The sequence below is a fragment of the Kosmotoga olearia TBF 19.5.1 genome, from assembly GCF_000023325.1.
GTDB lineage: Bacteria > Thermotogota > Thermotogae > Petrotogales > Kosmotogaceae > Kosmotoga > Kosmotoga olearia.
The window spans coordinates 1,556,492-1,569,356 of record NC_012785.1 but is presented as its reverse complement, the minus strand read 5'-3'; the positions used below and the strand labels follow the sequence as shown (position 1 = coordinate 1,569,356).

At 42.2% G+C, this 12,865-nt stretch carries 14 protein-coding genes and 1 tRNA gene; 1 reads left to right on the top strand and 14 read right to left on the bottom strand.

What is annotated here, in order from left to right; genetic code table 11:
• Window positions 1-8 precede the first annotated feature (8 nt).
• The 4 genes from KOLE_RS07405 to folE2 are packed head-to-tail and all read right to left on the bottom strand — an operon-like array spanning window position 9 to window position 2,784.
• Entirely contained in the window at window positions 9-644 is a 636-nt protein-coding gene (locus KOLE_RS07405) for a site-2 protease family protein (protein ID WP_015868810.1), read from the bottom strand.
• A 1-nt stretch (window position 645) separates the two neighbouring features.
• Complete coding sequence (rsmI, locus tag KOLE_RS07400) at window positions 646-1,350, bottom strand: 16S rRNA (cytidine(1402)-2'-O)-methyltransferase (protein ID WP_015868809.1); 705 nt, start codon at window positions 1,348-1,350, stop codon at window positions 646-648.
• Entirely contained in the window at window positions 1,340-2,014 is a 675-nt protein-coding gene (locus KOLE_RS07395) for a 16S rRNA (guanine(527)-N(7))-methyltransferase RsmG (RefSeq protein WP_015868808.1), read from the bottom strand. The genes rsmI and KOLE_RS07395 overlap by 11 nt, the downstream gene beginning before the upstream one ends.
• Window positions 2,011-2,784: a GTP cyclohydrolase FolE2 gene (gene folE2, locus KOLE_RS07390; protein WP_015868807.1), complete on the bottom strand. Its 774-nt coding sequence runs from the start codon at window positions 2,782-2,784 to the stop codon at window positions 2,011-2,013. The genes KOLE_RS07395 and folE2 overlap by 4 nt, the downstream gene beginning before the upstream one ends.
• Before the next feature lie 56 nt (window positions 2,785-2,840).
• Here folE2 and KOLE_RS07385 point away from each other — a divergent pair.
• Window positions 2,841-2,929, top strand: a tRNA-Ser gene (locus KOLE_RS07385).
• Between the two features lie 37 nt (window positions 2,930-2,966).
• On the opposite strand, the gene lepB is transcribed toward KOLE_RS07385, so the two are convergent.
• The 10 genes from lepB to KOLE_RS07335 all read right to left on the bottom strand — a co-directional run bounded on the left by lepB (window position 2,967) and on the right by KOLE_RS07335 (window position 12,858).
• A complete protein-coding gene (lepB, locus tag KOLE_RS07380; RefSeq protein WP_015868806.1) occupies window positions 2,967-3,833 on the bottom strand; it encodes a signal peptidase I in 867 nt (288 codons plus the stop codon).
• Entirely contained in the window at window positions 3,830-4,177 is a 348-nt protein-coding gene (gene rplS, locus KOLE_RS07375) for a 50S ribosomal protein L19 (RefSeq protein WP_015868805.1), read from the bottom strand. The genes lepB and rplS overlap by 4 nt, the downstream gene beginning before the upstream one ends.
• A 16-nt stretch (window positions 4,178-4,193) precedes the next feature.
• Window positions 4,194-4,760 carry an RNA methyltransferase gene (locus KOLE_RS07370; RefSeq protein WP_015868804.1) on the bottom strand — a complete coding sequence of 189 codons (567 nt, stop codon included), beginning with the start codon at window positions 4,758-4,760 and terminating at the stop codon, window positions 4,194-4,196.
• Window positions 4,750-5,496 (bottom strand): tRNA (guanosine(37)-N1)-methyltransferase TrmD, encoded by a 747-nt coding sequence (trmD, locus tag KOLE_RS07365; RefSeq protein WP_015868803.1) that lies wholly within the window; start codon window positions 5,494-5,496, stop codon window positions 4,750-4,752. The genes KOLE_RS07370 and trmD overlap by 11 nt, the downstream gene beginning before the upstream one ends.
• Window positions 5,465-6,067 (bottom strand): ribosome maturation factor RimM, encoded by a 603-nt coding sequence (gene rimM, locus KOLE_RS07360; RefSeq protein WP_015868802.1) that lies wholly within the window; start codon window positions 6,065-6,067, stop codon window positions 5,465-5,467. The genes trmD and rimM overlap by 32 nt, the downstream gene beginning before the upstream one ends.
• Window positions 6,064-6,297 (bottom strand): KH domain-containing protein, encoded by a 234-nt coding sequence (locus tag KOLE_RS07355; RefSeq protein WP_015868801.1) that lies wholly within the window; start codon window positions 6,295-6,297, stop codon window positions 6,064-6,066. Before KOLE_RS07355 ends, rimM begins: the two co-directional genes overlap by 4 nt.
• Window positions 6,297-6,590, bottom strand: a complete 294-nt coding sequence (gene rpsP / locus KOLE_RS07350; RefSeq protein ID WP_015868800.1) for a 30S ribosomal protein S16 — start codon at window positions 6,588-6,590, stop codon at window positions 6,297-6,299. Before rpsP ends, KOLE_RS07355 begins: the two co-directional genes overlap by 1 nt.
• A gap of 30 nt (window positions 6,591-6,620) precedes the next feature.
• Window positions 6,621-7,937: a signal recognition particle protein gene (gene ffh, locus KOLE_RS07345; protein WP_015868799.1), complete on the bottom strand. Its 1,317-nt coding sequence runs from the start codon at window positions 7,935-7,937 to the stop codon at window positions 6,621-6,623.
• A gap of 198 nt (window positions 7,938-8,135) precedes the next feature.
• Complete coding sequence (locus KOLE_RS07340) at window positions 8,136-8,702, bottom strand: thymidine kinase (protein ID WP_015868798.1); 567 nt, start codon at window positions 8,700-8,702, stop codon at window positions 8,136-8,138.
• Window positions 8,703-8,793: 91 nt separating this feature from the next.
• Window positions 8,794-12,858, bottom strand: coding sequence for a glucodextranase DOMON-like domain-containing protein (locus KOLE_RS07335; RefSeq protein WP_015868797.1), 4,065 nt, complete (start codon window positions 12,856-12,858; stop codon window positions 8,794-8,796).
• Window positions 12,859-12,865 lie beyond the last annotated feature (7 nt).

The following is a 12,865-nucleotide window of genomic DNA, read 5'->3' as shown; positions in this document are numbered from 1 at the left end:
TTCTCATTTCAAAACGCCGCCAGATGCGCTAAAAACTCAACAAACCGGGTTACCGGCCACATTATCATCTGAATGACTCCCAGAAGCGATAGTACTATCAAAGTCAAAACCCCATAAATCTCATATTTGGCCAGCCATATGAGGTATCTTTCTGGAAGCAATATGGTAAATACATTCGACCCATCAAGAGGTGGAAAAGGTAGCAGATTGAAGAGAGAGGTGTTCAGGTGCGTGATCATTGTCCAGTAAAGAACATCGGAAAAATAATTAAGAAGTGGTGACCCCGGGTTATACACCGGATCAGCAAAAAACGACGAGTAATTGTGAGCACCCGTTAGATAAAATACCAACCCTACCGTTAATCCAAATAAAAAATTTGCAATGGAACCTGATGTGGCTGTTAGTAAAGCCTTCCATGTGCCTCTTTTCTTGATTTTCCAGTAGTTCAACGGATAAGGCCTGGACCAACCAAAATGAAAGAAATACAGCATCAGCATACCCAATGGATCTATTCGTTTTACGAACCCAGGCTTTTCGAGCTTAGAATTCCCGCTGAAGGCCTTTCCCAAAAGATAGCGGGCATATTCACGAATAAAGATAACAGAAATAACCGCAGGGGTTAAAGAAATGAAATTACGTATCATATCAAAAACCACCACTTTCCCCTTTGCTGGAAATTACCACCGTGATCTCTCCGAGAACCTTCTCTTTGCTGAAATGCTCAAGAATCTCTGACAGGGTCCCATACACCAGTTCCTGATGTATCTTCGTCAATTCCCTTCCAACGAAGCCCCTTCTATCACCAACGATCTCTAACCAATCCTTAAGGCTTTCCAGAAGCCTATATGGAGATTCAAAAAACACAATTAAAGAATCCTCATAAAGCCCCTCGGCAATCTTTCGGAAGATTCTTCTACGCTTTTTCCCGCGAGGTAAGAATCCTAAAAAGGTAAATTTTGACCCAGGGAAACCACTCAAAGCAACGGCTGTTGTAACAGCGCTTGGACCGGGAGCTGAATCCACCTCAAATCCATGATCGATACATGCGTTTACCAGCTTGTATCCGGGGTCCGAAATTACAGGCATCCCTGCATCGCTGACTAATGCAACAGCCTCACCATTTTCCAACCCTTCAAGCACCCGAGCGATCCGTTTTTCCTGGTTGTGTTCATTGAGCGATATCAGTTTCTTTTCCGTTATGCCGAGATGGGTCAAAAGCCCTTTTGTCCTTCTTGTGTCTTCTGCGAGTATCAAATTCACTGATTGAAGGATTTTTACAGCCCTGAAGGTTATGTCCTCAAGATTGCCTATTGGTGTTGAAACGATCCATAGTTTACCCTTATTTTCCATTCCACTTTCCCCCAAGAGGCCTCTTTTTAGGGATTCCTGGTCTTCGCGGAATTCCCGCCGGAAGTTCTCCGGTTCTTTCGTAACCCACTAAAAATCTTTCTGCACCATCACTCAAATAGTAGGATTTTTCGAATTTCAACTGTAGGTTAAGAATTTTCGCGGCTCTTTCGGCATACTCCTTTTCTTCTCTCCACAACGGCCCTTTGAAAAGATATACTATCCCTGTTCTACAGACAAAAGGAGTACCATATTCCAAAGAAATATCGGCTCTTCCAACAGCCCTTAAAAAAGCTCCGTCAAAAAATTCCGCATAACCTTTCGCAACCTCTTCCGCTCTCCCGACTATGAAATGAACGTTACTCAATCCCAGGAGCAGTGATATTCTTTCGATTTCCTGTACTTTTTTCCCTACGGAATCGAGAAGGTACCATTCCGCTTCAGGGAAAAGTACAGCACAAACGATTCCGGGAACACCGCCACCTGTGCCTATATCTATATATCTCCCGCAAAGATTCAGCTTCCGTACCGCTAACAGTACATCTTCCACATGTTTAATGTAAGCCTGTTTAAAGTCTTTTATAGCTGTAAGATTGTGTTTTGAAGAAATAATCTCTTTTAAGAATCGTGTGAGAAGCTCTTCCTTTTTTTCGTCGAGTTCGATCATAACGATTTACCCTTTTCGATGCAGGCATACGCCTCATGATTATGAATCGATTCCTGACTTGAAACCTCCACTCTATACCAGCTTATTCTGGGATCATTCATGAACCTTAGAACAACCTCTCGAGAAACATCCTCAACAAATCTTGGATTATCGTAAGAAACTTCTGTAATGAATTTTTCATCTTCCCTTTTGAGAAGAGTAAAAATGGGAGCGCTGGCAGCATCTTCCACCATTTCTATTATTTCTTCTATCCACACGAGGGAATTCATTCTTACCTGCACATTCACCATAGCCCTTTGATTATGCGCTCCTCGATCGCTAATCTCTTTAGAACAGGGGCATACCGTGAGCACAGGAACCTCTACTTTCAGGATAAAATCGAATTCTTTGTTTTTCGTGGAAATAAAACCGCAATTATAACTGCTGTAGCTTCCTATTCCACTTATAGGTGCGTTCTTTCTTATGAAATACGGAAAATCTACAGTAACATGTGCAACCGTGGCCTTCAGAGCTTCTCGCATGTCATCAAGGATAGATTCCATGTTTTTTGGTGTCACTTTCATGTTATGCCTGTCCAGAACCTCAACGAACCTTGACATATGGGTACCGCGAAAATCCTTGGGCAGATCAACAAAAAGATTGAAAGTGCCTATGGTATGTTGCCTTTTATTGGTTCTATCCATAACAATGATGGGGTATTTCAATCCTTTTATCCCAACCATATTTATTGGAATATTTCTGTGATCCTTTTCGCTCTGTACATCTCTCATAATTATTACCCCTTGATACCGTTATCTTTTTGAGTTATAATGACACATGATGGCGTGGAGGCGTATCCTAATTGGCTAAGGAGCCGGTCTTGAAAACCGGTGGGGTGAACGCCCCGTGTGGGTTCGAGTCCCACCGCCTCCGCCAAAAAACCGGGGAAAATCCCCGGTTTTCTTCTTTATAACTACTCATTCAACGGTCCAAATCTCGACAATTTCCATATCCTCAACATAGGTTCTCCAACGATATTCTTGTAAGGAACAAAACCAAAATATCTGCTATCGAAACTGTTGAGCGTATTATCACCCATGAAGAAATAAAAACCATCGGGTATCTTTATCTTGATATTCTTCGTCACAGGATCGTAGATGATATAGTCTTGTAGAGGCAACCGTGCCAGAACATCATCGTAATAACCACGATAATCGATCACATTGCTGTAAGCCCTAAAGAAATCTTTATAGAAAGAGTATCCAACCCTTTCCGGATGAGCAAGGCCAAGATAAAAATCCTTGTCTGCAAATATACCTTCTTTTGAGTATCTTATATCTGCAACTTCCGGTAAAGGTTTGCCATTCACATAGAGCTGGTATCTCGGATTTCTATCCAGAGGATATTTTTGAAGTTCGTATTCGAGATGCTTGTATTCTGGTGCAACTCTAAGCTCCAAAACATCTCCGGGTTTTCCTACAAGTCTTTTAACATATTTCACATGTCCTTTGAATTCTTTCGGAGAAAACAGATCCATAAATTTATCAAAAGCCCTCAACATCTTGAGAGATTCCTTATCAACAAAGGGAACCCAGAAAACAACAATATCCCCATAATCAGGCTCTCTTAGTTGATAGGTTATTTTTTCAACAAAAAGACGGTCCCCCGGATCAATCGTGGGCACCATTGATTCGGTGGGGACCATCATTGTTTCAAACATAAAGAGCCTGATTATTGTTCCGAAAATGATAGCGTAAAGAAGGGCCTTTCCCCATTCTTTGATTTCACGAACGACTCTTGATTCATTAGTTGCCGGCGCAGTTTTAGCCACCGGACTCAATCCCTTCGCTCCTTGATTCTTATTTTTCCTCTAATGTTTCTCACGTAATAAAGCTTGGCCCTTCTAACTTTCCCTTTCCTCAAAACCTGAACTTTCTCAACAGCGGGGCTTGCAAATGGGAAGATTCTTTCTACTCCTATACCACCAGCACCAATTCTTCTAACAGTAAAAGTCTTGCCAACACCGCCGCCTCTGATCTTGATAACAATACCTTCAAAGGCCTGTGTCCTTTCCCTGTTGCCTTCTCTGACCTTAACGTAAACCCTGACAGTATCTCCCGGTCTAAATTCTGGAAAATCTTTTCTTATGTACTGACTCTCAATCGCTCTGATGTACTGATCCATCTCAATCCCTCCTAACTTATATATCTTCACCAATTATTCTATCTAGAATTATGGCCACAGCGGCCCTAACCGACAGATGATTAAAACTTGCATTTCCTCTAATGGGTTCTAAAGCATAATCACAAAGGTCCAATATTTCTTTTGGTAATCCCCAACTGGTACCAAAAAGAAATAGGAACGGCTCTTTTGAAGTCTTTACGATCTTCGACATAGCTTCATAGCTAATCCTGTCCGGACCCTTCCTGGCTGAAGTGAAAATTAGCTTAGGTTTCACACCTTCAATTTTCTCAATATCTTCAAGAGCATCTTCGAGATAGCTTGCCGTTCTGACAACCGTCAGCGCTTCGCTCCTGTTGGGATTATATTCCTTACCGAAATCCTTCAGCCAGTAATTGAGAACATTTTCAACTATTTCTCTTTGCGCTGGCAAGTTTGAGACAACATAATAACCTTTAATATGATATGTGCGACAGGTTCTGGCTATATCATGAACGTCCAGATTTGTCACTGCACTGGAAACTATCCTACCATTTCTTCCCAAAACGGGATAGTGTACGAGCGCAACGTATATGTTATTCAACACCAGACATCAACTCCTTAAACAACAATAGGAGTGCCTTTTTATCCATTTCGTCAAATTCATGCTTCAAAAACAGGTCCGGACGCCTTTCCATTGTTCTCCTGAGACTTTCTTTCTTTCTGTATAGTTCTATCCTCTCATGATCTCCACTAAGAAGAACCTCCGGTACATCCAATCCACGGATTGTTCTGGGGCGTGTGTAATGCGGATAATCCAGCAAATCGTTATAGAAGGAATCATTCACAACAGAATCTGTGTCTCCCACAACACCCGGAATAAATCGCGAAATTGCTTCTATCATTACCATTGCAGCCAATTCACCACCACTCAGGACAAAATCTCCAATGGATAGTTCATCATCCACAATGGTCGTGATTCTTTCATCAATACCTTCATATCTACCACACAAAAAAAGGATGTGATCATGGGTAGAAAGTTCTTTAGCAATGTTGTTGTTAAAGACCCTTCCCTGAGGAGAAGTTAAAACAACATAGGGTTTCGCCTCATTAACCTCCACAATGTGATCATAAGCTTTGAAAAAAGGATCGACCTTCATCACCAATCCACTACCACCACCGTAAGGATAATCATCGGTTGTACGGTGTTTATCAGTAGTGAAATCCCTGAGATCGATGGCTTCAAAAACTATTTTCCCTTCTTTTATTGCCCGGGATATAACGCCCCAATCCGTTATTACCGAAAACATTTTAGGAAATATCGTCAATACGCTGATTTTCATCGTCGTTATCCTCTTTACCTTCCAGAGTAAGGTATTCAAGGCGTTTCGCTACAATCTTCTTATCCTTAAAACGAAATTCTACTATGTAATCCTTGATCACAGGTATCAACTCTTCTTCGACAGTAAAATCCGGAAGTTCCTTCGTGACCACAATAACATCGTTGGCTCCGGTTTCGATTATATCCGTAACCTTTCCAATATATTCTCCCTCTGGATCATAGACCTCACAGTCTAGAAGCTGGTAAAAGTAATACTCCCCTTCTTTAAGCGGAGGTAAAACATTGAGCGGTGCGTAAACGTAAAAACCCCGAATACGTTCCGCAGCTTCCACGCTCTTAAAACCCTTAAAATGCACTATATACCCTTTACCAGCACGCCTGATAGTATCGATTTCAGCTCTCACAACTGTTCCCGCTTTTTCATCATACAACAAAACCTTCTTCAAAGTCTCAAAGACCTTGAGCTGATTGGTTAAAGATTTCATTTTCACTTCCCCGCGAAGTCCGTGGGGTTTAACAACCTTGCCCACCGGGATCATACTATCTATCAGATCCCGAAATTCTTTAATCATCTAATCACCTTTAACGTGAAGTTTTCCCTGGAAGCTCCCGCAAGGGCATTCACCAGGATGTTTATCGACTTGATGGTTCTACCATCTTTTCCTATTATCTGCCCTATGTCCTCCTCCGAAGCATGGATTTCGTAAACCTTAGTACCATTCTCATCAACGGTCTCCACCACTTCCACGGAGGAAGGATCCTTCACGATACCCTTGAGGATATACTCAAGAACTTCCTTCATTACTCGTTCCCTTCTTCTTCAGTTTTTTTCCCGTACTTAATTTCGTGTACTTTCTTCATGACGCCAAATTTGGAAAGAATAGATCTAGCTGTGTCTGTTGGCTGAGCACCTTTAAGAATCCACTCAACCGCTTTTTCGACATCAACAGACATAACAGCAGGATCCTTAACAGGATCATAGAAACCCAGTGAATCAATGTAAGCACCGTCACGCCTTTTTCTGGAGTCCACAACAACGATTCGGTAGAAAGGCCTGTTTCTTCTTCCCATCCTTGTTAGACGAATTTTTACCATCTAGAACACACCTCCTGAACATATATATATTTAGAATGGAAATCCTTTGAATTTTTTCATAAACTTTGGTGCCTTATTCAGCTTCTTCATCATCTGCTTCATCTGATCGTAAGAACGAAGCACTTTATTTACCTCTGTTACAGATGTCCCGCTTCCACGCGCAATTCTCTGTTTACGACTGTAGTTAATGATTTTCGGATTTCGTCGTTCCTCTCGAGTCATGGACGATATGATCGCTTCTGTTTGCTTAAGACTTTTCTCACCCGCAGAAAAGTCAACATTCTTCGGGGCACCTGGAATCATTTCCAGGATCTCACCAATTGAACCAAGCTTTTTTATTTCTCTCAACTGTTCCAAAAAGTCTTCCAGATCAAATTTGTTCTTAGCGAACTTCTCCTCGAGTTTTTTTGCTTTTTCCTGATCCACCGATGCCTGCAATTTATCGATCAAACTCAAGACATCTCCCATCCCGAGTATCCTGCCAGCTATTCTATCGGGATAGAAGTATTCAAGCCCATCCATCTTTTCGGAAATACCAACAAATTTTACAGGTTTCCCGGTAACATGCCTTACAGAAAGTATCACTCCACCCCTGGCGTCACCGTCAATTTTCGTAACTACAAATCCTGTCAACTCAAGTTCATCATTGAACTTCTTAGCGGAATTGACCGCATCCTGACCAGTCATTGCATCGATAACCATCAAAATTTCGTCAGGCTTAACAATTTCAGCGATCCTCCTGACTTCTTCCATCATCTTTTCGTCAACATGCAATCGACCCGCCGTATCAAAAATAATCACATCATGAACATTTTTTACAGCCTCATCCAAAGCTTCCTGCACAATCTTCAACGGATCCTTTCTGTCTCCCGTATAAACGGGAACCTCTATCTGTTTTCCCAGCTGGATGAGCTGGTCAACAGCGGCCGGTCTGTAGACATCGGCAGCAACGAGCAACGGATGTTTTCCTTCTTTTTTCAGCATTAACGCAAGCTTTGCACTGGTAGTAGTCTTTCCGCTTCCCTGAAGACCCACCAGCATTATCTTCGCCGGGCTTCCGGATAAATTCAACCCGACTTTCTTTTCACCAAGAACCTTTATCAGTTCATCACGTACTATTTTTATAAACTGCTGATCAGGCGTAAAACTCTTCAGAACTTCTTCGCCCAGAGCTTTTTCCTGAACTGATTTGATAAATTCCTTGACAACTTTATAATTAACATCAGCTTCCAGCAAAGAAAGTTTTATCTGCTTAACAGCCTCTTTTATATTACTTTCTGTTATTCTCCCTTTACCGCTTAACGTCTTGAATGCTCTGCTTAGTTTCTCCTGTAGCGATTCAAACATCAAAACACCTCCGGCATGCCGGAATAGTATACACCAGACCAAAATACCTTTTGGTGAAGCTTTTTCTAACAACGCTTGAGATTATCTCTTACTTAGGTTAAGATTCTGTTGCGAAAACGCGGTTAATAAACTTAATTAACCGAAAAACTTCACGTATAACGTTTACACAACTGCTAAAACTCTTAAAGATATATGCTACTACAACGAACCATTAAGCTTAAGATAACATTCCCTGCATACAGCAATGTATTTTTCCATTCCGCCAACATCAATTTCGCTTCCAGAATTGTTGACCGTTTTATGAGAAACAACTGCTTTATACTCCCCACAGACATGGCAAACGGCCTTTTTCTTTATAACCTCATCTGCTATTGCCATAAGAGATGCAGTGGTCTGGAACGGTCTGTGCTTATAGCTCATGTCAAGTCCAACACAAAAGACATCGACACCTTTAAGGATAATTTTTTTGATGACATCAATAATGTCGATATCAAAGAAATGGACCTCATCAATGAAAATTGCGTCGAGTTTTTCATTTATGTCGTCGAATTTTTCTAACAATTTGCTGGCACTTGGAATAGTTATTGCTGGAACTTTTTGCCCGGTATGGCTTACAACATGATCGACAGAATATCTAGTATCGATTTCAGGCTTGAAAACCAGGTATTTCTTTTTTCCAAGAGAGTATATTTCAACTAGTGACAACAATTCAGAAGTTTTTCCGGAATACATCGGCCCTACGATCAAAGTGAGCTTCCCTATCATTTTGCACCTCCGATGCCACCAAATATCATAATTAACAATCAAGAAAACGCGGGGCGCAGATGCCCCGCGCTCCAAATTTTTGGAAACAAACTCAGAATTCTATGATAACCGGAACGAGCGTTGCATATTTCTGCTGCTCTTTGTCATAAGATGAAAGGATCTCCTCCTGAGAATAACCTTCTGGAACAACTATATCCAGAACAAACGGCGCAAACTCTCCAGCATCAAGCGGATAGCCTCCCAGTGTCCAATCAGAAGGTTCCGGAGTGACAGCCCTGAAGTGATCGGGCCCGTAACCATCCTGACTGCCAGAAAGGATATAAACCGCCATGGTCTCAGGATTCCCAAGAACATCCTTGCTGATTATGACGTTTATGAGTTTTTCACCTGGATCAGCTTCTACCTGAACAGCATCCGGTATCTCATCACCTTCAGCGGTAGCAAAAAGCTGACCGTAGGAAGGCCAACCGGCAACCTTGATGAAATAATCCCACGGATATTCAGGTGAAAATGCAACACGTGCACCAGCTTTGTAGGTATCCGTCCTTCCGCCTTCCACAGCATCGATGTAAATATTTATGAGCTGGTGCGAGAACCCTTTCGGAGCATTCCACGGATTTGTCATTTCTCCAAATTTGAACTGGAACACAACAGATTGATCGTTCTCAAGAACCTTCACACTTTCAATATCCCACAGTCCTTTGAAAGGATCAAAGGCCGCGTTTAAAGGATACACATAACTTCCAAATCCATAGTCATCTCCCTTAGGATCTTCAAAGAAAGCGACGACTCTTCCGGTAACAGCCTGAGGTATCTGTACATGCACGGGTCCCATCTTTGGACAGTAGTCAAGTAGATATTTTGCTTTAGAGTTGCTTATAGAAACTATGAAATTGAACTCTTCACCAGTTTTCACTCCAAGGGCGTCAAGCGGTATTTTTATCTCGACTACATCACCTATAGCAACCGCATTTTCAACATAAGGCTTATCAGGATCAACAGACCATTTTCCGTCTCCTGTAGCGTTGTAAACCGCTATCCTTCCAGGAAGTCTATTCCAACTCTTAAAGCTTACATACAATCTCTTAGCAAGTGCGAAGCCAAAAGAATCCTTGTCATCTTTGAAAGGATATTTCGGTTCAACATTTACAACACTGACATTGGGTCTATCGGTGTATATCTCCAGATAGAGTGGTTCGCCTATAAGGGACTTTGGATCACGCTTTAACTGCACTGCCAGATAAATGTTGGCAGCATCGCGACCAACGTAAAAGCCGGCTATCATATCGTCACCGGCAGCCATGGTAGAAAGCCCATTATCTTTGTAATAAGCGGCTTTCTCCCATTCACCTTCTTCTATATAACCATCGAGTGTTGGCTTAACAATCCCGATTGCTCCTGATGTTGAAACAGCCGGTTTTTTATTGACCACAAAGAGATAAGATGGTATATCTTCTTCCGGGATTCCTATGGTTTTATATAGCTGTATCAAACTCTTCTTGAAAGCCATATCGAAAAGGGATTCGTTATTCCCGGCATCCTGATCGAGTCCGTACCACCAGAACCAATCCGAACCTTCTGCTGTGTAAAGAGCATCGAGTGCTTTCTCAAATTGCTCAGGAGTAAGCTCGTCCTTCTTAGACATGAGAAGTTCTCTCGCTGCAGCAACTCTATCCCAGGCCTCATTTTCTTCTTTCTCGCCTATCCAGGTATCGAGGGAACCACCAACCCAGGATCCGGTAGGAAGGAAATTGAGAGTTTCTTCTACGCCATACTTTTCTATGTACTGACTCGGTGTCAGGAGTTCTATCGCATCATCTTTCGATAGGGTCATGTAGAAGAGTTTCCTGAAGTCGTTACCGTTGTTTGGATAGTGCTCCCAGGCGTTCTCACCATCCAGAGCGATCGTTATGACGGCTTTTCCATCTTTATTTAGTCTCTGAAGTTCATGGAGCCTGGATATGAAATCTTTTACAGCGTTTTCAGCATTCATCTGGGAGTATCTGAACCCTATCCTATCTGAAAGATCTGTATCTCTGAAGAAAACAATAATTTTACTGTCTCCATTGACAAACTTATAGGGTTTCATGAGATTGGCATAATTTCCTGTATCCACACCGGCCATCTGCAAAATTGCCTTGTCTGTAACGATCCAGTCTATACCAAGTTCATCAAGCATGGGGATCAAATCATTATGAACCGCCTGTTCAGACGGCCAGAGACCTTTCGGACGTTTTCCAAAGATTCCCTCAAAATAATCGAGCCCGCGTTTGATTTGATTGTAGGCATCTTCTTTCCAACCCTTATCGATAAGTATCGGAAGGATTGGATGATAGAAAGGAGATGTAATGATCTCGGCTTTCCCGGATTCCCAGAGTTTCTTGTGTTTCTCTATCACAGTACCCATTATTTCCATTTGTTTATTGATGACGTAGAGAAGATCGTCCATAGTGTAATTTCCATCTTTTTCAAGAAGAGCTTTTAACCCATCGTCAGCCTCAATATATTCTATATTTATCCAGTAAAGATTCCAGAGGACTTTAAGGTCCATAATGTCTTGATCCGTAAATTCTTCGCCTCTGTTTTTCTTTTTCATGAGCTCGGAGTAACGCTGGCTCTTGGAAACGAACCTCGGGTTTATATCGAAAAAGTGATCGATGATGAACTGTTTGTCCTCAGGTGAGAGCTCTTCACTCAGCGAGAGTCTCAGGTATTTATCCATGGCGCCGTCTTCGATGTATTCTTTTATCTGAAGAAGCAAACTTGGAACGAGATTTATCGTTACGCTACCTTTAGTCAGATACTGATCGATAAGATCCGCCATGTAAGGATAATCGTTAACAGCATGGGCTCTAACCCACGGCATTTCATAATCAAGGGTTCCTGGAATCTTGTAAAGAGGCTGGTGCTGATGCCATATCAAAACTACTTTCAAAGGCTCCTTACTCGGATCAGCCGGTGTTACTTCATCGAGGAGTTTTTCAGGATCAGCAAGTTTTGATGTCTTGACGGATTCACCGGTTTTTTCCTCGTAAGGGACGTCAATCCATGACTCAATGGTATCTTCGACAATTACTTCTGTTTTGTCAACGATAACTACTCTATTTGGAATCTCGTTTCCTTCTTTGTCCTTTTCAACGGTTTCCCAGCTACCACGATTGTATTTGTACTCTATTCTGTCTCCTACCTTAGCATCAAGAGTTATTGTTGCCGTTTCTCCCTTGCGTTCAAGTATGGTATCGGGATCACCCGTCTTCCATCCGTTGAAGGTTCCCGTTATGTATATATCATCGAACGGTGGAGTATTCCACGGAAGTTTAACCTTAAAAATCACCCTGGCTGGGGTACCAGTCGGGACCTCTGTTTTCACTTCTATCGCTACATCAGCCCAGGAAGCTACAACATCTTCTACTGTCAAACCAGGAGAAACCTTGACCGTTCTATTCGGTATCTCTTCTCCCTCGGGTCCCTTTTCAACGGTTCCCCAGTCACCTCTTACGTATTTGTATTCAATTGTGGAACCAGCTGGTAATTTCAATGTTATCTTCGCAACGTTTCCCGTGCGTTTCATTTCATATGCTGGATCACCCGGAACCCATTCATTGAAACTACCGACCATATAGATAGGTCCCTCGGGAGTGTTTTCAGGAACGGTAACCACAAAAGTGACGGGAACTTCCTCTCCAGGTTGAGCGGGTTCCACAGCTTGTTCTTCAGGTTGTTCCTCTGCTTTCTCTGCTGGTGGTATATCTGCCCAGGAAGCAACAACGTCATTCAATACAAGATTTTCGGTGACGGTGGCTTTTCTGTTAGATATCTCTTCACCTTCAGGACCTTTCTCAACCCGGTTCCATCCACCCCTGGTGTATTTGTACTCTATCTCCATACCAATCGGCATCTCAACTACCAAAACAGCTGTATTCCCCGTTCTTTCCATAATGAATTTCGGAGAAGAGGGATCCCAGCCATTGAAGTTACCTGCAAGATATATCCTGTCGCTGGCAGGTGTGTTATCCGGCAGGGTAACATTGAACGTTACGAGCGTCGTACCCTTAGGAGAAGGTCCAGGGACCTTTACAACTCCCTTCTCCTGTACGGAACATGCACTGAGTACAAGAATAAAAATCAACAAACCTACCCACAAAAATTTTTTCATACTTTCC

Bases quoted from the DNA above. Each gene is read 5' to 3' on its own strand.
- KOLE_RS07405 (WP_015868810.1), bottom strand. From the start codon at position 644: ATGATACGTAATTTCATTTCTTTAACCCCTGCGGTTATTTCTGTTATC.
- rsmI (WP_015868809.1), bottom strand. From the start codon at position 1,350: ATGGAAAATAAGGGTAAACTATGGATCGTTTCAACACCAATAGGCAAT.
- KOLE_RS07395 (WP_015868808.1), bottom strand. From the start codon at position 2,014: ATGATCGAACTCGACGAAAAAAAGGAAGAGCTTCTCACACGATTCTTA.
- folE2 (WP_015868807.1), bottom strand. From the start codon at position 2,784: ATGAGAGATGTACAGAGCGAAAAGGATCACAGAAATATTCCAATAAAT.
- rplS (WP_015868805.1), bottom strand. From the start codon at position 4,177: ATGGATCAGTACATCAGAGCGATTGAGAGTCAGTACATAAGAAAAGAT.
- trmD (WP_015868803.1), bottom strand. From the start codon at position 5,496: ATGAAAATCAGCGTATTGACGATATTTCCTAAAATGTTTTCGGTAATA.
- rimM (WP_015868802.1), bottom strand. From the start codon at position 6,067: ATGATTAAAGAATTTCGGGATCTGATAGATAGTATGATCCCGGTGGGC.
- KOLE_RS07355 (WP_015868801.1), bottom strand. From the start codon at position 6,297: ATGAAGGAAGTTCTTGAGTATATCCTCAAGGGTATCGTGAAGGATCCT.
- rpsP (WP_015868800.1), bottom strand. From the start codon at position 6,590: ATGGTAAAAATTCGTCTAACAAGGATGGGAAGAAGAAACAGGCCTTTC.
- ffh (WP_015868799.1), bottom strand. From the start codon at position 7,937: ATGTTTGAATCGCTACAGGAGAAACTAAGCAGAGCATTCAAGACGTTA.
- KOLE_RS07340 (WP_015868798.1), bottom strand. From the start codon at position 8,702: ATGATAGGGAAGCTCACTTTGATCGTAGGGCCGATGTATTCCGGAAAA.
- KOLE_RS07335 (WP_015868797.1), bottom strand. From the start codon at position 12,858: ATGAAAAAATTTTTGTGGGTAGGTTTGTTGATTTTTATTCTTGTACTC.